The following is a 17,955-nucleotide window of genomic DNA, read 5'->3' on the forward strand; positions in this document are numbered from 1 at the left end:
GCGCGCGGCGCGCGGGCACGCCGTTACAGATCTTCCGATCCGAGCAGCATCTCCGTGATGCCCTTGCCGGCCTGGACCATCGGCCAGACGTTTTCGGTCGGATCGGTCTGGAAGTCGAGAAACACGGTGCGATCCTTGAGACGCAGCGCTTCCTTGAGCGCCGGCTCCACATCGGACGACTTTTCGATGCGCATCCCGACGTGGCCGAACGCCTCCGCCAGCTTCACGAAATCGGGCAGCGCGTCCATGTAGGAATGGGAATAGCGCTTGCTGTATTCGATCTGCTGCCACTGGCGGACCATGCCGAGGTAGCGGTTGTTGAGCGAGATGATCTTGACGGGCGTGTCGTACTGCTTGCAGGTCGACAGCTCCTGGATGCACATCTGGATCGAGCCCTCGCCCGTGATGCAGACCACGTCGTCGTCGGGATGGGCCATCTTGACGCCCATCGCCGCCGGCAGGCCGAAGCCCATGGTGCCGAGGCCGCCCGAGTTGATCCAGCGGCGCGGCTTGTCGAAGCGGTAGAACTGCGCGGCCCACATCTGGTGCTGGCCGACGTCCGAGCAGACGAAGGCATTGCCGCCGGTGAGCTTCCAGAGCGTCTCGACCACGTGCTGCGGCTTGATGATCTCGCTCTCGCGGTCGTACTTCAGGCAGTCCTTGGCGCGCCAGCTCTCGATGTCCTTCCACCATTGCGCGAGCGCCTCGGTGTCGGGGCCGTGCTCGGCCGTCTGCAGCTGCTCGATCAGTTCCTTGAGCACTTCCTTGACGTCGCCGACGATCGGGATGTCGACCTTGACGCGCTTGCTGATCGAGGACGGATCGATGTCGATGTGAATGATCTTGCGCGGACGCGAGGCGAAGTGGGCCGGGTCGCCGATCACGCGGTCGTCGAAACGCGCGCCGATCGCGATCAGCACGTCGCAGTGCTGCATCGCCATGTTCGCTTCGTAGGTGCCGTGCATGCCGAGCATGCCGAGGAACTTGGGATCCGAGGCGCGGTAGCCGCCCAGGCCCATCAGCGTGTTGGTGACCGGGTAGCCGAGCAGGTCGGCGAACTGGTTCAGCTCGCGCGAGGCATCGGCCAGGATGATGCCGCCGCCCGTGTAGATGTACGGGCGCTTGGCCGTCAGCAGCAGCGACACGGCCTTGCGGATCTGGCCCGAATGGCCCTTGGTGACCGGGTTGTAGGAGCGCAGTGCGACGCTCTTGACCGGCACGTATTCGCAGGGCGTCTTGGAGACGTCCTTCGGGATGTCGATCAGCACGGGGCCGGGACGGCCGGTGCGGGCGATGAAGAACGCCTTCTTGACCGTTTCCGCGAGGTCGCGGACGTCCTTCACGAGAAAGTTGTGCTTGACGCAGGGGCGCGTGATACCGACCGTGTCGCATTCCTGGAATGCGTCCTGGCCGATCGCGGCCGTCGGCACCTGGCCGCTGATCACCACCAGCGGGATCGAATCCATGTAGGCGGTGGCGATGCCGGTCACGGCATTGGTCACGCCCGGGCCGGAGGTCACCAGGCAGACGCCGACGTTGCCGGTCGCGCGCGCATAGGCATCCGCCGCATGCACGGCCGCCTGTTCATGGCGCACCAGCACGTGCTGGATCTTTTCCTGCTTGTAGAGTTCGTCGTAGATGTAGAGGACCGAGCCGCCGGGATAGCCCCAGATGAATTCGACGTTCTCGTCGGCCAGTGCCTTCATCAGCACGGTACCGCCGATCGAGTCGCTCGAGGGGGCAGAAATAGGTTCCGACGTGGAGAATTCCGCGCTGGGCATGTTCATATCGACCTTTCGAATTTTCGGCAAAAAATTGATCGGGTGCTCTCTGCCGAACTTGTGGCTCGGGTTCAAGCGGCGCGTCCAGTTGACGAGCTGGCTTCTTGGGCCAGCCTCAATTGAGACCATCACTTATGTTGCGAACCGGTGACGATATCTTGGCGAAGTCAAGTGGTCAAGAAAAAAATCCCTGCCGCCGGGAGGCTGATCATAAAACCACAGGCTGGCGCCATCCCGCGCGCCCTCGTGGCGGCACCCGGGATGCCGGTCGGCACGAAAATTTGTTAGCATCCGCCCCGTTTACAGAATTTTTCGTCCTTCCAGGCCCCTCGAGCGCAGACCTTTTCACGGAATGGCATCAGACAAGGAACTCGCCGACTTTCTGGCGGGCGTCGAAAGGCGCGCGTTCAAGCAGGCCGCCTACGCGGTTCGCGACGACGACGCCTCGCTCGACATCGTGCAGGACGCGATGATCCGGCTCGCCGAGAAATACGGCGACCGCCCGGCCGCCGAACTGCCCCTGCTTTTCCAGCGGATCCTGCAGAACGCGATCCACGACTACTTCCGCCGCCAGAAGGTCCGCAACACCTGGGTGAGCCTGTTTTCCTCGCTCGGCGGCGCCGATGACGACGACTTCGATCCGCTCGAAACGCTCGACACGGCCGACAACGGCAGCGGCATCGAGAGCAGCGAATCGCGCCTGGAGCGGGAGCAGGTGCTGTCGCTGATCGACGAAGAAATCCGCAAGCTGCCGGCGCGTCAACGGGAAGCATTCCTGATGCGTTACTGGGAAGATATGGATGTCGCCGAAACAGCCGCTGCCATGGGCTGCTCCGAAGGCAGCGTCAAGACGCATTGCTCACGGGCCACGCACGCATTGGCACAAGCGCTCAAGGCCAAAGGAATCACGCTATGAGCTCCGCTCCCGAACTCAAAGAACTGGAATTCGCCCTCAAGATCCGCCGCGCGCTGGACGAACGCGCGGCCGAGCTGCCCCCGTCGGCCGCCGATCGGCTGGCCGCCGCGCGCCGGGCCGCGCTCGCGCGCAAGAAACCCGATACCGCCATCGTGCTGGTGCCCGCCCTCGCGGGCGGCGGCACCGGCAGCTTCGGCCTGGTGCGCGGTCCGGCCCCGCGGCCGGTGTCGCTCACGCGCCGGATCCTGCGCGCGGTGCCGCTGGTGGTGCTGCTGGCCGGCATCGTCGGCATCGCCTACTGGGAAAACCTCGAGCACACGGCCGAGCTCGCGGACATCGACGCCGCGATGCTGAACGACAACCTGCCGCTCAACGCGTACCTCGACCACGGGTTCAACGCATACCTGTCACACACGCGCTGAGCGCGACCAGAGAGAGAAGGACGCACGGGGCGATGCAGAAACGGGGACTGGCGATATTTTTCGGGAGCGTGATCGCGCTCGTGGTTGCCTACGCGGCCACCTACCCCCGTTTTTTCGAGACCCCGGCGCCTATCGCCGCCGCGCCGGTGGCGGCCTCCGGCACCACGCCGCCCGCCCAGCCCGCCGTCAGCCTGTCCCTGCCCAATGCATTTCCGACGCTGGCGCCCGCCAGCCCGCTGTCCTGGGCGCGCCTGAGCGCGCAGCAGCACGAGGCGCTGGCGCCCTTCGAACGCCAATGGGACGGCTTCAGCGATGCGCGCAAGCGCAAATGGCTGCGGATCGCCGCACGTTTCCCGAAGATGTCGCCCGAAGAGCAGAAACGCCTGCATGAGCGGATGACCCAGTGGGCCAACATGACGGCCGAGGAACGGCGCGTCGCGCGCGAGAACTACCAGGCCTCGCAGGACCTGCCCGCGCAGGCCCGCGAACGCGCCTGGAAGGACTACCAGAAGCTGTCGCCCGAGCAGAAGGCCAAGCTGGCCGCCGCCGAGCGCCGTCGCCGACCGACCGTGGTCAGCGCGCCGCCCTCCGGCAAGAGCGACCGCGACATCAACCGCCTGGTCAACGCGCACGACCACCCGGCCAACGCGCCCGCCAAGCCGCTCACGCCGCTGACGACGCCGCCCGCCGAAGCGGGCGCCAGCGCCGCGGTGCCGACCACGGCCGCCTCCGGCACGGTCCAGCCGCCCGCGCCGCTGCCGGTCTCGCCGGCCGACGCGCCGTCGATCTTCAAGGGCTCGTGAGCCACGCGCCGGCCGCCTCCCCCATCGAACCGGCCGGCCCCCGCCCGGGCGTGGGCCGCCGCCTGGCCGCCCTGCTCTACGAAGGCGTGCTGCTGTTCGGCATCGTGTTCTTCGCCGCGCTGGCCTTCGCGCTGGTGTTCCAGCAACGCAACGGCCTGGTCCACCATCGCCTGCTCGCCGCCTGGATCGCCCTGGTGGTCGGCGCCTACTTCGTGTGGTTCTGGACCCACGGCGGCCAGACGCTGCCGATGAAGACCTGGCGCCTCAGGCTGGTGGCCGCCAACGGCGCCCCGCTCTCGGCACCACGCGCGATCCTGCGCTACCTGCTCGGCTGGCTGTGGTTCCTGCCGCCGCTCGCCCTGCATCCGCTGCTGCAGTTGCCGGTGCCGGCCACCCTTGCCGTGACGGCCGCCTGGGTGGTGCTGTGGGCGCTCGCCGCGCGGCTCGATCCGGCCCGCCAGTTCCCGCACGACCGTCTCGCCGGCACGCGCGTGGTGGCGCAGCCGCGCTGAATCGCCAGCGCCCGCCACGCTGGTTCGCCGAGCCCAAATACCGTCGCGGCCGGCCGCAATCCTCCGATCATTGATCGCTCTGCAGCCTGCCGCGCCACTGTTGCATCGGCGCATCAAGCTCGCCGGAGCTCGGGCGATCACGCCTCCTCCATGCCCGGCGGGCCTGACGGCGCCATCGTTTCCCGCGCCGAAAGAACGTAATAAGAACGTCCCGTGACTGTCATGGCACAGTCATCCTCGCATGGCGCAATGCCGGTTATCCCAACCGGCGCGAGTCACGCATGGGCCTCAAAACGTCCGCGACTACCTTCTTCCAAGACCCGGCCGGCGCCCGCGCGGCAGCCTCGGCGTTCCTCTCCGGCACGGCCGGCGGTGACGCGAGCCTGCCGCCACCGGCCAGCGCCAGCGCCGGCCATCACGACGAATCCGACGGACCCGCGCATCGCTACCGCACCATCTGGCTGTCCGACATCCATCTCGGCACCAGCGGCTGCCAGGCGCCCTACCTGCTCGACTTCCTGCGCCACAACGATTCCGAGTACCTGTACCTGGTCGGCGACATCATCGACGGCTGGCAGTTGCGCAAGGGCTGGTACTGGCCGCAGGCGCACAACGACGTGGTGCAGAAGATCCTGCGCAAGGCGCGCAAGGGCACCCAGGTGATCTACATCCCCGGCAACCACGACGAGGCGGCGCGCCAGTTCTGCGACCTCGCCTTCGGCGACATCCAGGTGCGCGGCGAGGCCTTCCACACCACGCTGGGCGGCAAGCGCCTCTGGATCGTCCACGGCGACCTGTTCGACGGCGTGATCCAGCATGCCAAGTGGCTCGCCTACCTGGGCGACACCGCCTACACGCTGATCCTGGTGCTGAACCGCTGGTTCAACCGGATCCGCAGCCGGCTCGGCTTCCAGTACTGGTCGCTGTCGCAATACCTGAAGCACCAGGTCAAGAACGCCGTGAACTTCATCTCCTCGTTCGAGAACGTGATGACCGACGAGGCGCGCCGCCGCGGCTGCGACGGCGTGGTATGCGGCCATATCCACAAGGCCGAGATCCGCGACATCGACGGCGTGCTGTACTGCAACGACGGCGACTGGGTGGAGAGCCTGTCGGCGCTGGTCGAGACCATGGAGGGCGAGCTGAAGATCGTCTACTGGACGGTGATGCAGTCGCCGCCCGTCACCACCTCGCGCAAGGCGAAGGCCACCGCGTGAGCCCCCTGCTGTCCCGCGTCCCGCACCCTACAGGAATGCCTGCATGAAGATCATGATCGTCACCGATGCGTGGGAGCCGCAAGTCAACGGCGTCGTGCGTACCCTGAAGAGCACCTCGCGCGAGCTGAGCGCGCTCGGCCATCGCGTCGAGCTGCTCACGCCGCTGGAATTCCGCACCATCCCCTGCCCGACGTATCCCGAGATCCGCCTGTCGCTGTTCCCGTATCGCAAGCTGCGCGCGCGCATCGACGCGTTCGCGCCCGACGCGCTGCACATCGCCACCGAAGGCCCGCTCGGCATGGCCGCGCGCCGCTACGCGCGCGCCCACAAGCTGCCCTTCACCACCGCCTATCACACGCGCTTTCCCGAATACGTGCAGGCGCGCTTCGGCATCCCGCTGTCGGCCACCTACCGCTTCCTGCGCTGGTTCCACGGTGCCTCGCTGGCGGTGATGGCGCCCACCCCGGTGGTCAAGCAGGACCTGGAATCCTTCGGCTTCGACAACGTGGTGCTGTGGACCCGCGGCGTCGACCTCGACATCTTCGAACCGATGGAATCGAAGGTGCTGAACACCGCGCGCCCGATCTTCCTCTACGTGGGGCGCGTGGCGATCGAGAAGAACGTCGAGGCCTTCCTGAAGCTCGACCTGCCCGGCTCGAAGTGGGTGGCGGGCGAAGGCCCCGCGCTGGCCGAGCTGAAATCACGCTATCCTGAGGCGAATTATCTTGGCGTGCTGTCGCAGGCGGAACTCGCCAAGGTCTACGCGGCGGCCGACGTGTTCGTGTTCCCGAGCAAGACCGACACCTTCGGCCTGGTGCTGCTCGAGGCGCTCGCCTGCGGCACGCCGGTGGCGGCCTATCCGGTGACGGGCCCGGTCGACGTGCTTGGCGGCGGTCACGCCGGCGCGATGAACGAGGACCTGCGCGAGGCCTGCCTGGAAGCGCTGAAGATCGATCGCGCCACCGCGCGCGAATGGGCCGAGCGCTTCTCGTGGCGCGCCGCCTCCGAGCAGTTCGCCTCGCACCTGAAGCCGCTGCCGAACACCGCCAGCTCCCAACCTCAAGGCGCCGCCGTTTGAAACCTGCCACGCGCGCGAAAGCGCCCGCTCCGTCCCCGTCGCCGCTGCGCCGTCCCGCGCTGAACGCCGCCGCGTTCGCGCGCGATCCGCATGCCGATAACGATTCCCACGATGCGCACGACGGGCACGAGCATCACGAGCCGCTCGGCACCGACGACCCGCTCGCGCCGCTGCCGCCGAACCCCTACAAGGGCAATCGCGGGCTCACGCGCGCCTGGTACGCGCTCAAGCATTCGGTCAACGGCTTTCGCGTGGCGATCCGCGAGGAGAGCGCGTTCCGCCAGGAATTGACGCTCGCCGCGATCCTCGTGCCAGTCGGCCTGTTCATGCCGGTCGACGCGGTTTCGCATGCGCTGCTGATCGGCTCAGTGCTGCTGGTGCTGATCGTCGAACTGCTGAACTCCAGCGTGGAAGCGGCAATCGACCGGATCTCGCTGGAGCGCCACGAGCTCTCGAAACGCGCCAAGGACCTCGGCAGCGCGGCCGTCACGGTCGCGCTCGGCGCCTGCCTGACCACCTGGGGCTTCATCCTCTGGCCGGTGGTGTCGCGCTGGCTCGGCCACTGATTCTTCATCGACGCGCGCCGATCCTTGCCGATTCGTTCCGCGCCGGCAACGATCGGCGCCTGCTTTTCCCATTGTTCCGCTCGTGCGACGAAAAGCGCCGAGAAAGCGAACGACCGTTTATAATCGACCGATAGTCTCGAAAACAGCTAACCCGAGCCGGACAACTACGCAGCATCCTCATGCAGCGCCCGCCAGTCCGGCACATTCAGGGCCGGACGACACATGGAAGCGAAACCTCCCCGCCGCACGCGTGAACGGATCCTCGAGCTGTCGTTGAAGCTATTCAACGAGATCGGCGAGCCGAACGTCACCACCACCACGATCGCCGAGGAAATGGAAATCAGTCCAGGCAACCTGTACTACCATTTCCGCAACAAGGACGACATCATCAACAGCATCTTCGCCCAGTTCGAGCAGCAGATCGAACGGCGACTGCGCTTCCCCGAGGACCATCGTCCGACCATCGACGAGACCTGGTCCTATCTGCAGTACATGGCCGATTTCATGTGGACCTACCGGTTCCTGTATCGCGACCTGAACGACCTGCTGGCGCGCAACCGCACGCTGGAAACCCACTTCAAGCAGATCATCAGCCACAAGGTGCGCTTCGCGCGCGAGATGTGCGAGCTGCTGGTGTCCGACGAGGAGCTGGTGGCCACGCCGGCCGAGATCGAGGTGATCGCCACCAACATGGCGGTGATCTCCACCTACTGGCTCTCGTACCAATACGTGATGCACCCGCGCAAGTACAACGACCAGGACGCGATCCGCGACGAACTGCATCAGGTCAGCATGCACGTGATCTCGGTGATGGCGCCGTACCTGCGCGGCCGCTCGCGGCAGATCTTCGACGACCTGGTTTCCGGCAAGCTGCCCAAGCGCGAATTCCACGACTACCTGCCGCCTCGCGGCGCGCCCAAGGACGCGAAATCATGAAGTCGGTCTGTGTCTACTGCGGCTCCTCGGCGGGCACCCGCGGCGTCTATGCCGAGGCCGCGCGCGCCTTCGGCCAGGCGCTGGCGCAGGCCGGCCTGACGCTGGTCTATGGCGGCGGCCGGGTCGGCCTGATGGGCATCATCGCCGACGCGGTGCTGGCCGCCGGCGGCCGCGCGATCGGCGTGATACCCAAGCTGCTGGTCGACAAGGAAGTCGGCCATCACGGCCTGACCGAGCTGCACGTGGTGCCCGACATGCATCACCGCAAGAAGATGATGGCCGACCTCAGCGATGCCTTCGTCGCGATGCCCGGCGGCGCCGGCACGCTCGAGGAGTTCTTCGAGGTCTATACCTGGGCCCAGCTCGGTTATCACCGCAAGCCGGTGGCCCTGCTCAACGTCGAGGGCTTCTACGACCCGCTCGTCACGATGCTGCGGCATACCGTCGAGGAAGGTTTCATGGCGGGCAGTTACGTGGAGTCGCTCTGCATCGACGCGAACCCCGAAGGCCTGCTCGACCAGTTGCGCCGCTACCAGCCGCCCACGCGCGACAAGTGGACGCCGGTAGGCGAGGCGCCCTGAGTCTTCCGGCCGGGCAAGCCGCCCCGGCCATCCTCGCGTTTCCCCTTCGCTTCATCGCCATGCCGGCTGGCGCGCTCTCGCGCCGGCCGGTATCGTCTTCCCCTGGCGGCCTCGCGTGACGCAGCGCCAGCGCGCCGTCCCGTCGTTCGCCCCCGCCATCGTCCCCCTCAGCCCTCATTCACCGGGAGTCGCTTCGTCATGTCCGCATCGAACAGCAAGGTCGTCCTCGTCACCGGCGCGAGCCGCGGTATCGGCGCCGCCACCGCGCGCCTGCTCGCCGCGCGCGGCTGGGCCGTCGGCATCAACTACGCGCGCGACGCCGCGGCGGCCGAAGCGCTGGCCGACGAGTTGCGCGCTGGCGGCGCGCGCGTCACCACCGTGCGCGGCGACGTGGCCGTCGAAGCCGAGGTGATCGCCATGTTCGATCATGTCGAGCGCGAACTCGGCCCGCTCGACGCGCTGGTCAACAACGCCGGCATCGTCGCCGCGCCGCAGCCGCTCGCCGAGATGGAGCTGACGCGCCTCACGCGCATGTTCGAGGTCAACGTGCTGGGCGCCTACCTCTGCGCGCGCGAGGCGGCGCGGCGCCTGCCGACCGATCGCGGCGGCCGCGGCGGCGCGATCGTCAATGTCTCCTCGCTGGCCGCGCGGCTCGGCTCGCCGAACGAATATGTCGACTACGCCGGCTCCAAGGGCGCCGTCGACACGCTCACGCTGGGCCTGGCCAAGGAACTCGCGCCACACGGCGTGCGCGTCAACGCCGTGCGGCCCGGCCTGATCGACACCGAGATCCATGCCAGCGGCGGCCAGCCCGATCGCGCGGCGCGGCTCGGCGCGCAGACGCCGATCGGCCGCCCGGGCCGCGCCGACGAGGTGGCCGAGGCGATCGTCTGGCTGCTCGGCGATGCCGCGTCCTACGTGACAGGCACCCTGGTCGACGTCGGCGGCGGACGTTGAGGGCTTGATTTGCCGGTGAGCGCAGGCGCGGCCAGGATCGGCGCCGGCGCGCCTCGCCGCTCGCGCCTGGCGCCATGACGGACGGGCGATTCCGCCCGGCGCACGGGCCGCGGCCGCCCTCGCCCTGTGTCGCGAAAACGACAGCGCAAACGTACAAATCACAAAACAGCACATGCGCGAAAAAATCGCACATTCGGGCGACAGTTTTCGTAACAAGCCGTAATAAAAACATGGTCTACTAGCGACCATCGCGGCTCGCACCGCCATCCCGCCTTCCTCACGGCACGACAATCGACCGAGCCAGGCAGCCGGTCGAACCACCGACTTCTGAGACGTTTTTCGATGCAGGGACCTTCCACTCCCGGCGGCCCGCGCTCGTCCGCGCGCGCCCCGATTCGTCATGCCGTCCAGCCCCAGGACAGCTCGTCGGGCGCCGGCCGCCGCGCCGCGCCGGGCCTGAGGCTGCCCTGGTCCAATACCGCCGCGGACGCGCCCGGCTGGCCCGCCGCGTTCGCGCAGGCCGGCTGGCGCGTCTGGGCGCTGGCCATCGCGATCGCCTGCGCCTACCTGCTGCCCGGCATCGTCGGCCACGATCCGTGGAAGCAGGACGAGACCTATACCTTCGGCATCATCCAGCACATGCTCGACACCGGCGACCTGGTGGTGCCGAGCAATGCCGGCCAGCCCTTCATGGAGAAACCGCCGCTCTACGACTGGACCGCCGCCACGCTGGCCTGGCTGTTCGGCCGCTACCTGCCGCTGCACGATGCGGCGCGCCTGGCCAGCGCGCTGTTCGCCGCGCTCGCCTTCGGCTTCACCGCCCGCGCCGCGCGCATCGCCAGCGGTGCGCCGCGCTGGCTGGACCTCAAGGTGCTCGGCCCGCTCGCGCTTTGCGCGGGCACCCTGGTGGTGGTCAAGCACGTCCACGACATGATGACCGACGTGGCGCTGATGGCCGGCGCCGCGATCGCCTTCGCCTCGCTGCTCGAACTGGTCGGCGAGGCGGTCATGCGCCGTCGCGCGAGCCGCTTCGCGGCGCCCGGCTTCGGCCTGGGCGTGGGCATGGCGCTGATGGCCAAGGGCCTGTTCGTGCCGCTGGTGTTCGGCGCGACGCTCGCCGCCGTGATGGTGCTGTATCCGGCCTGCCGCGGCCGCGCCTTCTTCCGCTCGCTCGGCATCGCGGGCCTGGTGCTCGCGCCGTTCGCGCTGATCTGGCCAATCGCGCTGCTGATGCGCTCGGAAACGCTGTTCATGACCTGGTTCTGGGACAACAACGTGGGGCGCTTCTTCGGCTTCTCGGTGGCCGAGCTCGGCGCCGAGAACGACAAGCCGCTGTTCATCTGGCGCGCGCTGCTGACGGTCGGCTTCCCGGTCGGGCCGCTGGCCGCCTACGCGCTCGCGGCCGGGCGCTGGCGCGCCTGGCGCGAACCCGCGGTGGCGCTGCCCACCCTGTTCGGCGGGATCGGCATGATGGTGCTGCAGATGTCGGCCACCTCGCGACAGCTCTACATCCTGCCCTTCATCGCGCCGCTCGCGCTGCTCGCGGCCAACGCCGTCGAGCGTCTGCCGCGTCGCCTCGCGCAATGCTGGGATTACGCCAGCCGGCTGGTGTTCGGCGCGGTGGCGATCTATGCCTGGTATGTCTGGTCGATCGTCACCTCGTATCACGCCTCGCGCGAGCCGATCCGCTGGCTCGGCCGCTGGCTGCCGCTCGACTGGACCACGCCGCTGCAACTGCCCTTCGCCTTCGCCGGCCTGGCGCTGACCCTCGGCTGGGTCTGGCTGCTGCCCTGGCTGCGCTCGACCGGCAAGTGGCGCGGCGCGCTGTCCTGGACCGCCGGCGTGGTGCTGGTCTGGGGCCTGATCTTCACCCTGCTGCTGCCCTGGCTCGACGCGGCGAAGAGCTATCGCTCGGTGTTCGTCGACCTCGATCGCAGCCTGGCCCAGCAATGGAACGAGGGCGACTGCATGGCGAGCCTCGGGCTCGGCGAATCGGAAGCCCCGATGCTGCGTTATTTCGCCGACATCGAGCACCGTCCCGTCACCGATCCGAACCAGACGAACTGCACCTGGCTGATCGTGCAGAGCCCGCGCTCGGTCGCGCCGAAGCTCGGCGACGAGTGGGAGCCGTATTGGCAGGGCGCGCGCCCCGGCGACGACGACGAACTGCTGCGCGTCTACGTGCGCACGCCGGACGACACGCCGGGCCACTGAACCGCTTGCACCGCCTGCGCCATGACAAAGGGCGCCACGTGATGAATGTGGCGCCCTTTGTCGTCATGCGTGCCGGGCGCTCATGCCCGCTCGCCCGGCACGCCCTCGATGCTCAGGATTCGGCCACCGCCGCGGCCGGCTGCGGCCCGGCCGGCATCGGCGTGTCGTGCCCCGAACCCTTCACGTGCGCGACCCAGACGATGGTGATCAGCGTCATGATCACCGCCAGCCAGCCGTTGGAGCCGTAACCGACGATCGTGCCGTTCGGCCCGTTCGCCAGCAGCAGCCCGCCAACCCAGGCGCCGATCCCCATGCCCAGCGCCTGCACGGCGCTGTTCGCGCTGAGGAAGGCGCCGCGCCGCGCGGGCTCCGGCACGGTGGTGAGCAGGGCCTGCATCGGCACCATCCGGCCCGACATCGCCACCATGAAGAAGCCGAAGAAGGCGATCAGCACCACGAAGGGCATGGCCGGCAGGTGCGTGACGAGCAGCACCGGCAGCATCGACACCACCGCCGTCACGCGGAACATCTGGCGCTTGCCGTAGCGATCGGAGAGCCGGCCGATCCAGCGCGAGGTGAGCAAGGTGGCCGCGCCGCCCGCCATGTAGAGCCAGGACAGCTGCTGCGGCTGCACGCCGTGATTGGCGACCAGCATCGGCGAGATGAAGGGGATCACCAGCATGTGGCCGGACATCATCACGAAGGTCAGCGCGAAGGCCTTCAGGTGGCGCGGCAGGCTGAGCAGGCTGAACAACTGCGGCAGGATCCGCGACAGCGGCGTGGGTTGCCCGACATGCTCGGCCAGCGGCGGCACGACGCGTGTGCCGACCAGCCAGATCACCACCGACAGCACCACCAGCAGCAGGAACGGCGCGCTCCAGCTGAAGTGCGCGCCCAGCAGCACGCCGGCCGGCACGCCGCCGATCGCGGCCATCGAGAAGGCGGTCATGATCACGCCGGTGGCCGCGCCGCGGCGCGCCACCGGGATCACGTCGCTGACGATCGCCATCACGATCGCGCCGAGCACGCCGCCGGTGAGCCCCGCGAAGGCCCGCGCCAGCAGCAGCAGGTGGAAATTGCCGGCGAGCGCGCAGGCCAGGTTCGAGAGCGCGAACAGCGCGTAGGTCGCCTGCAGCAGGCGGCGCCGGTCGAAGCGGTCGATATAGGTGGCCGCGAACAGGCCGGACAGCCCCGAGCACAGCGAATACGCCGAAACGGCCGAGGCGAACTGCGCCGGCGTGATGGCGAAGGCATGCATGATCTGCGGGCCGAGCGGCATCATCACCATGAAGTCCATGATGACGGTGAACTGCGTGAGCGCGAGCAGCCACAGCAGGGTGCGTTCGCGCAACGGGTTGAGCGTGATTGTCATTGGATTGCTTGCGCTCCATCGGAAAAACGCGCGGCACCAGCGCCACGCGTTTCGGGGTTGATCGTCGATCCTTGTCTGGGCGGCCGCGCCGCCCGCCTCGATATCCCGCGCGGAGCGGCGCATCGCGCCTATCTTGCGGCCGAAGCGTCCAGATTTCGCCGACATTCGGTCGAGCTCAGGATGGCGGCAAGCCCGCCTCTCGCGCCTGGATATCGAAAAACATATCGAAAGATATATATCGTAAGAGCGTTTGTCAAAGAAAACATCGAGGGACGGATGCATGAAAAAAGCCCATGCACCGGCTCGTGCATGGGCTGTCTCCTCGATCGCGTCGCGCCGCTCAGCGGCGGTTGATCATCCAGTCGGCCGTGTCGTAGAACGAATGCATCAGGCGCTCGCGCAGCGGCAGGTCCAGGCCGATGTCCTCCATCGCCCAGGCCATGCAGCGCAGCCACTGGTCACGCTCCGAGCTGCCGATCGGGAACGGCAGGTGCCGCGCGCGCAGCCGCGGGTGGCCGAAACGGCTCACGTAGTGGTCGGGGCCGCCCAGCCAGCCGCACAGGAACCAGAAGGTCTTGTCGCGCGAGCCCTCGAGCGAGGCCGGATGCAGCGCGCGGATGCCCGCGAACTCGGGCTCCAGGTCCATCAGGTCGTAGAAACGGTCGATCAGCTCGCGCACCCGCGCCTCGCCGCCCACCAGCTCGAACGCGCTCGGTTTCGATTGCGCGTCCTCGTCGCTTACATCGTCAGTCATGCCTCGATACTCGATCCACGGAAAAGCGCAACGATACCGCAGTCGCCGCGCTCAGGCGTCGCGCAGGGTGCGCAGCGCCGGGCGCGACAGCACCGCGCGCAGGCTCCACCAGCCGGCCGCGCCCGCGCAGACGATGCCCGCCGCGATACCGGCCGGCACCACCCAGGGATTGAGCGCCAGCTCGAACTGGAACACGAGGGTGGCCAGCACCGAGCCGATCGCCAGCGCGCCGGCCGCCGCGCACACGCCAGCCAGCGTGCCGACGATCACGAACTCGGCGCGCTGCACCGCCCCCACCTGCTTGCGCGAGGCGCCCAGCGCGCGCAGCAGCGCGGCCTCGCGCGCGCGCTCGTCGCGGCTGCCGGCCAGCGCGGTGTACAGCACCAGGATGCCGGCGGCCAGCGTGAAGCCGAACAGCAGTTGCACCGCACCCACCACCTGCAGCAGCACGCGCTCGATCTGCGCCAGGATCGGCGCCACGTCGATCGCCGTGATGCCGGGCTGGCGCGCGATCAGGCCGTCGATCAGGCGCGCGCGTCCGGGCGGCAGGTGGAAGCTGGTGATGTACATGGCCGGGAAATCCTGCAGCGCGGCCGGCGGCATCAGCACGAAGAAGTTGACGCGGAAGGTGCCCCAGTCGAGCTTGCGGATACTGGTGACGGGCGCATCGACAGTCAGGCCGGTGACGTCGAAGCGCAGTGTGTCGCCAAGCTTCACGCCGAGCGTCTTGGCCAGCCCCGCCTCGATCGAGATCTGCGGCTTGGGCGAATCGCTGAACCAGCGGCCCTCGACGACGCGATTGTCGTCGGGCAGCTGGGTCGTGTACGAGAGATTGAATTCGCGGTCGACCAGCCGGCGCGCGTTCGCGTCGGGATAGCTGTCGGGATTCACCGGCTTGCCGTCGATCGCGACCAGGCGGCCGCGCACCATCGGCTGCAGCGGCGCGTCGTCGATGCCGTGCGAGGCGAGGTAGCGCACCACGTCGGGCCGCTGGTCGGGCTGGATGTCGATCAGGAACTGGTTCGGCGCATCGGGCGGCGTGGACTTGCGCCAGCCGGCGACCAGGTCGTCGCGCGTGATCGAGATCAGCAGCAGGCACATCAGGCCGAGCGAGAGCGCGGTGATCTGCAGCGCGCTGGCGCCGCCGCGCCGGTGCAGCGAGGCGATCGCGTAACGCCAGCCGAGCCCGGCGCCGACCCGCGCGTCGCGCACCGCGCGCGCGGCCAGCCACAAGGTGGCGCGCGCCAGCGCCGCGAACAGCACCAGCGCGCCGGCGAAGCCGCCCGCGACGATCAGGCCGAGCCGCAGGTTGCCGGCCGCCGCCACCAGCAGCGCCGCGAACAGCAGCACGCCGAGCGCGTAGCCGAGCCAGGCGGTGCGGCCCGCCTCGCCCCACTCGCGGCGCAGCACGCGCACCGGCGGCACGCGCGTGAGCGGCATCAGCGGCGGCAGCGCGAAACCCAGCAGCAGCACCAGGCCGGCGCCGATACCGACCAGCGCGGGCACCATGCCCGGCTGCGGCAGCACCACGTCGATCAGGCTGCCCAGCGCGGCCAGCAAGGCGAGGTGGCCCGCGTAGCCGAGCGCCGCGCCCAGCAGGCCCGAGCCCAGGCCGAGCGCGATGAATTCGAGCGTAAACAGCCCGGCCAGCGTGCGCTGGCTGGTGCCGAGGCAGCGCATCGCCGCGCAGCCGTCGAGATGGCGGCGCATGTAGCGCTGCGCGGCCATCGCGATCGCCACCGCCGACAGCAGCGCCGTGAGCAGCGACACCAGGGTCAGGAAGTGACGCGCGCGATCGAGCGTCTCGCGCACCTGCGGCTGCCCTTCCTGCAGCGATTCGAGCGCGACGCCGCGCAGCTTGCCGCCGTCCACGCGCTGGTGCGCGAGCTCGGCGAAGCGCGCCACCGCCGCATCGGAGCCCGCCACCAGCAGGCGATAGGTCACGCGGCTGCCATAGCCGACCAGCCCGGTCGAGGCGAGCTCGTCCTCGCGCAGCATCAGGCGCGGCGAGAAATTGACGAAGGAGAAGCCGCGATCGAGTTCGCGCGTGATCGCGGCCGAGATGCTGAAAGTGCGCTGGCCGACGCGCACCGCGTCGCCGACCTTCAGGTGCAGCGCGTCGAGCAGCGCCGGATCGGCCCACACGGTGCCGGGCGCGGGGATCGACTCGGCCGGGCGCCCCGGCGCGCTCGCGGTACCCGCGATCTCGACCCGCCCGCGCAACGGATAGCTGCTCGACACGGCCTTCACGGCCGCCAGCCGCGACGGCGCGTTCGCGCCGGTGCCGCCGACCATGCTGGGAAAGATCGCCGTGGAGGCGGTGGCGAGGCCGTCGGCGCGCGCGGCGGCGGCGAAAGACGGATCGACGGGATGATCGGCGCGCACCACGAAATCGGCGCCGAGCATCTGGCGCGCATCGCGCTCGAGCCCCTGGCGCAGCCGGTCGGACAGGAAACCGACGCTGGTCAGCGCGGCGACCGCCAGCACCAGCGCCAGCACGAGCAGGGTCAGCTCGCCCGAGCGCCAGTCGCGCATCGTCATCCGGATCGATTGCCGTACCAGTTCGCCCGGCGTGAGACGCGCGCCGCGCGCGGCGCGCCCTGCTTCATGCTGCTTGGTCAATCCCGCTTGCCCCCGAGTGAATTGAAACGCGACACCATCTGGTGCGCCATGCCGCGGAACCCGCCCGACACGCCGCGCCAGAGCCGGGGCAGTGCCCAGGCCGCGAAGGCGACGAAGCCGACCATCAGCAGCAGGAACAGCAGCGGCACGAAGAAGGCCAGCGCGAGGCCCGCGAATACCAGGCCATCCTCGGTGGCCGAGGCGATCCAGTTCGAGATCGGCTCGGGCGAGAGGTTGATCAGCGCGCGCGTGCCGGCCTTCGCGACATGGGCCGAGCCGGCCAGGGTGCCGCCGGCCAGGCCTGCCACCGCCAGCATGGCGGGATCGGCATGACCGAGCGCGCCGGCGGCCAGCACGGCGCCGGCCGGAATCCGGATGAAGGTATGGATCGCGTCCCAGAGCGAATCGAAGGCGGGGATCTTGTCGGCGAGGAATTCGGCGATCGCCAGCACGGCGGCGGCGCCGATCACCCAGGGAGACATCAGCACCGTCAGCGTGTCGGGCAGGTGCACGAGGCCGGTACGCGCCAGCACGCCGGCGATCAGTACCGTCAGATAGAGGCGCAGTCCGCTCGCCCAGGCGAGCCCCGCGCCGAGCGAAATGGCCTCGACCATGTGCGGTCTCCTTGCGCGTGGTACGCGCCTGCCGGCGCGGCGGCCGGCTGAACGGAAGCGCCGCCGGCGCCCGGACGGGCGGCCGGCGGCGTATTTCCGAGAGAATGTTCCTGCATTATAGACGCGGCGCAGCACGCGCCGCTCGGGAACCTCCCGAGGCCGTGCCCGGCGCGCAACGGCGCCGGCGCGGGCAGGAACTCAGGCGGCCGAGGACAGCTTCAGGCCGATCAGCCCGATCACGATCAGCGAGGCGCTCGCCACGCGCGCGAAGGTGACGGCCTCGCCCATCAGCAGCACCCCGAAGATGAAGGCACCGACCACGCCGATGCCGGTCCACACCGCGTAGGCGGTGCCGAGCGGCAACTGGCGCATGGCCACGGCGAGCAGCACGAAGCTGCCGATCGCGGTGACGATGGTGAAGACCGACGGCCAGAGCCGCGTGAAACCTTCGGACGACTTCATGCCGGCTGCCCAGGCGATTTCGAGAAGACCGGCGATGAAAAGCAGGATCCAGGACATGGGGATAACTCCACTGGGAAGGACGGGGCCGTCCCCGTGGATTCAATTGACGCGCCGGGGCGTCCCGGGCAGTTGCGGATTATAACAAAGT

Annotated in this window: 17 protein-coding genes; 11 read left to right on the plus strand and 6 right to left on the minus strand. The window is 68.8% G+C overall.

Features of this window, described 5'->3' with window-relative positions; all coding sequences use genetic code 11:
• Window positions 1-23: 23 nt before the first annotated feature.
• The gene (locus BM43_RS18830; RefSeq protein WP_025096473.1) at window positions 24-1,787 is read right to left on the minus strand and encodes an acetolactate synthase 3 catalytic subunit; all 1,764 of its coding nucleotides are present in this window, start codon (window positions 1,785-1,787) and stop codon (window positions 24-26) included.
• A gap of 346 nt (window positions 1,788-2,133) precedes the next feature.
• Here BM43_RS18830 and BM43_RS18835 point away from each other — a divergent pair, with 346 nt between their 5' ends.
• From BM43_RS18835 to BM43_RS18885, 11 genes are all read left to right on the plus strand, one after another.
• Complete coding sequence (locus tag BM43_RS18835) at window positions 2,134-2,697, plus strand: RNA polymerase sigma factor (protein ID WP_036049854.1); 564 nt, start codon at window positions 2,134-2,136, stop codon at window positions 2,695-2,697.
• Window positions 2,694-3,119 carry a DUF3619 family protein gene (locus BM43_RS18840; RefSeq protein WP_036049851.1) on the plus strand — a complete coding sequence of 142 codons (426 nt, stop codon included), beginning with the start codon at window positions 2,694-2,696 and terminating at the stop codon, window positions 3,117-3,119. Before BM43_RS18835 ends, BM43_RS18840 begins: the two co-directional genes overlap by 4 nt.
• 32 nt (window positions 3,120-3,151) lie before the next feature.
• Entirely contained in the window at window positions 3,152-3,922 is a 771-nt protein-coding gene (locus BM43_RS18845) for a DUF3106 domain-containing protein (protein WP_036049849.1), read from the plus strand.
• The gene (locus BM43_RS18850) at window positions 3,919-4,434 is read left to right on the plus strand and encodes an RDD family protein (RefSeq protein ID WP_042286121.1); all 516 of its coding nucleotides are present in this window, start codon (window positions 3,919-3,921) and stop codon (window positions 4,432-4,434) included. The genes BM43_RS18845 and BM43_RS18850 overlap by 4 nt, the downstream gene beginning before the upstream one ends.
• A 281-nt stretch (window positions 4,435-4,715) precedes the next feature.
• Window positions 4,716-5,651 (plus strand): UDP-2,3-diacylglucosamine diphosphatase, encoded by a 936-nt coding sequence (locus BM43_RS18855; protein ID WP_036049847.1) that lies wholly within the window; start codon window positions 4,716-4,718, stop codon window positions 5,649-5,651.
• Between the two features lie 43 nt (window positions 5,652-5,694).
• Window positions 5,695-6,729, plus strand: coding sequence for a glycosyltransferase family 4 protein (locus tag BM43_RS18860; RefSeq protein WP_036049845.1), 1,035 nt, complete (start codon window positions 5,695-5,697; stop codon window positions 6,727-6,729).
• Window positions 6,726-7,295 carry a diacylglycerol kinase gene (locus BM43_RS18865; RefSeq protein ID WP_088555488.1) on the plus strand — a complete coding sequence of 190 codons (570 nt, stop codon included), beginning with the start codon at window positions 6,726-6,728 and terminating at the stop codon, window positions 7,293-7,295. The genes BM43_RS18860 and BM43_RS18865 overlap by 4 nt, the downstream gene beginning before the upstream one ends.
• Window positions 7,296-7,517: 222 nt before the next feature.
• The gene (locus BM43_RS18870) at window positions 7,518-8,231 is read left to right on the plus strand and encodes a TetR/AcrR family transcriptional regulator (protein ID WP_013698889.1); all 714 of its coding nucleotides are present in this window, start codon (window positions 7,518-7,520) and stop codon (window positions 8,229-8,231) included.
• The gene (locus BM43_RS18875) at window positions 8,228-8,812 is read left to right on the plus strand and encodes an LOG family protein (RefSeq protein ID WP_013698890.1); all 585 of its coding nucleotides are present in this window, start codon (window positions 8,228-8,230) and stop codon (window positions 8,810-8,812) included. Before BM43_RS18870 ends, BM43_RS18875 begins: the two co-directional genes overlap by 4 nt.
• A 198-nt stretch (window positions 8,813-9,010) precedes the next feature.
• The gene (locus BM43_RS18880) at window positions 9,011-9,769 is read left to right on the plus strand and encodes an SDR family oxidoreductase (protein ID WP_036049843.1); all 759 of its coding nucleotides are present in this window, start codon (window positions 9,011-9,013) and stop codon (window positions 9,767-9,769) included.
• A 342-nt stretch (window positions 9,770-10,111) separates the two neighbouring features.
• Window positions 10,112-11,983, plus strand: a complete 1,872-nt coding sequence (locus tag BM43_RS18885) for an ArnT family glycosyltransferase (protein WP_036049842.1) — start codon at window positions 10,112-10,114, stop codon at window positions 11,981-11,983.
• A 112-nt stretch (window positions 11,984-12,095) separates the two neighbouring features.
• Here the strand turns inward: BM43_RS18885 and BM43_RS18890 are convergent, their stop codons facing one another.
• The 5 genes from BM43_RS18890 to sugE all read right to left on the minus strand — a co-directional run bounded on the left by BM43_RS18890 (window position 12,096) and on the right by sugE (window position 17,864).
• Window positions 12,096-13,355, minus strand: a complete 1,260-nt coding sequence (locus BM43_RS18890; protein ID WP_036049840.1) for an MFS transporter — start codon at window positions 13,353-13,355, stop codon at window positions 12,096-12,098.
• A gap of 340 nt (window positions 13,356-13,695) precedes the next feature.
• Window positions 13,696-14,109 carry a group II truncated hemoglobin gene (locus BM43_RS18895; RefSeq protein ID WP_025096483.1) on the minus strand — a complete coding sequence of 138 codons (414 nt, stop codon included), beginning with the start codon at window positions 14,107-14,109 and terminating at the stop codon, window positions 13,696-13,698.
• Window positions 14,110-14,160: 51 nt separating this feature from the next.
• Window positions 14,161-16,731, minus strand: coding sequence for an ABC transporter permease (locus tag BM43_RS18900; RefSeq protein ID WP_036049838.1), 2,571 nt, complete (start codon window positions 16,729-16,731; stop codon window positions 14,161-14,163).
• Window positions 16,728-17,345 (minus strand): DUF4126 domain-containing protein, encoded by a 618-nt coding sequence (locus BM43_RS18905; protein WP_013698896.1) that lies wholly within the window; start codon window positions 17,343-17,345, stop codon window positions 16,728-16,730. Before BM43_RS18905 ends, BM43_RS18900 begins: the two co-directional genes overlap by 4 nt.
• Before the next feature lie 198 nt (window positions 17,346-17,543).
• Complete coding sequence (gene sugE / locus BM43_RS18910) at window positions 17,544-17,864, minus strand: quaternary ammonium compound efflux SMR transporter SugE (protein WP_013698897.1); 321 nt, start codon at window positions 17,862-17,864, stop codon at window positions 17,544-17,546.
• Between the last annotated feature and the right edge of the window lie 91 nt (window positions 17,865-17,955).

Source organism: Burkholderia gladioli (assembly GCF_000959725.1).
GTDB lineage: Bacteria > Pseudomonadota > Gammaproteobacteria > Burkholderiales > Burkholderiaceae > Burkholderia > Burkholderia gladioli.

Excerpts from the sequence above, each read along its gene's own strand:
- BM43_RS18875 (WP_013698890.1), top strand. The coding sequence starts at position 8,228 with ATGAAGTCGGTCTGTGTCTACTGCGGCTCCTCGGCGGGCACCCGCGGC.
- BM43_RS18880 (WP_036049843.1), top strand. The coding sequence starts at position 9,011 with ATGTCCGCATCGAACAGCAAGGTCGTCCTCGTCACCGGCGCGAGCCGC.
- BM43_RS18855 (WP_036049847.1), top strand. The coding sequence starts at position 4,716 with ATGGGCCTCAAAACGTCCGCGACTACCTTCTTCCAAGACCCGGCCGGC.
- BM43_RS18830 (WP_025096473.1), bottom strand. The coding sequence starts at position 1,787 with ATGAACATGCCCAGCGCGGAATTCTCCACGTCGGAACCTATTTCTGCC.
- BM43_RS18890 (WP_036049840.1), bottom strand. The coding sequence starts at position 13,355 with ATGACAATCACGCTCAACCCGTTGCGCGAACGCACCCTGCTGTGGCTG.
- BM43_RS18860 (WP_036049845.1), top strand. The coding sequence starts at position 5,695 with ATGAAGATCATGATCGTCACCGATGCGTGGGAGCCGCAAGTCAACGGC.
- BM43_RS18885 (WP_036049842.1), top strand. The coding sequence starts at position 10,112 with ATGCAGGGACCTTCCACTCCCGGCGGCCCGCGCTCGTCCGCGCGCGCC.
- BM43_RS18895 (WP_025096483.1), bottom strand. The coding sequence starts at position 14,109 with ATGACTGACGATGTAAGCGACGAGGACGCGCAATCGAAACCGAGCGCG.
- BM43_RS18840 (WP_036049851.1), top strand. The coding sequence starts at position 2,694 with ATGAGCTCCGCTCCCGAACTCAAAGAACTGGAATTCGCCCTCAAGATC.
- BM43_RS18835 (WP_036049854.1), top strand. The coding sequence starts at position 2,134 with ATGGCATCAGACAAGGAACTCGCCGACTTTCTGGCGGGCGTCGAAAGG.
- BM43_RS18870 (WP_013698889.1), top strand. The coding sequence starts at position 7,518 with ATGGAAGCGAAACCTCCCCGCCGCACGCGTGAACGGATCCTCGAGCTG.
- BM43_RS18905 (WP_013698896.1), bottom strand. The coding sequence starts at position 17,345 with ATGGTCGAGGCCATTTCGCTCGGCGCGGGGCTCGCCTGGGCGAGCGGA.
- BM43_RS18845 (WP_036049849.1), top strand. The coding sequence starts at position 3,152 with ATGCAGAAACGGGGACTGGCGATATTTTTCGGGAGCGTGATCGCGCTC.
- sugE (WP_013698897.1), bottom strand. The coding sequence starts at position 17,864 with ATGTCCTGGATCCTGCTTTTCATCGCCGGTCTTCTCGAAATCGCCTGG.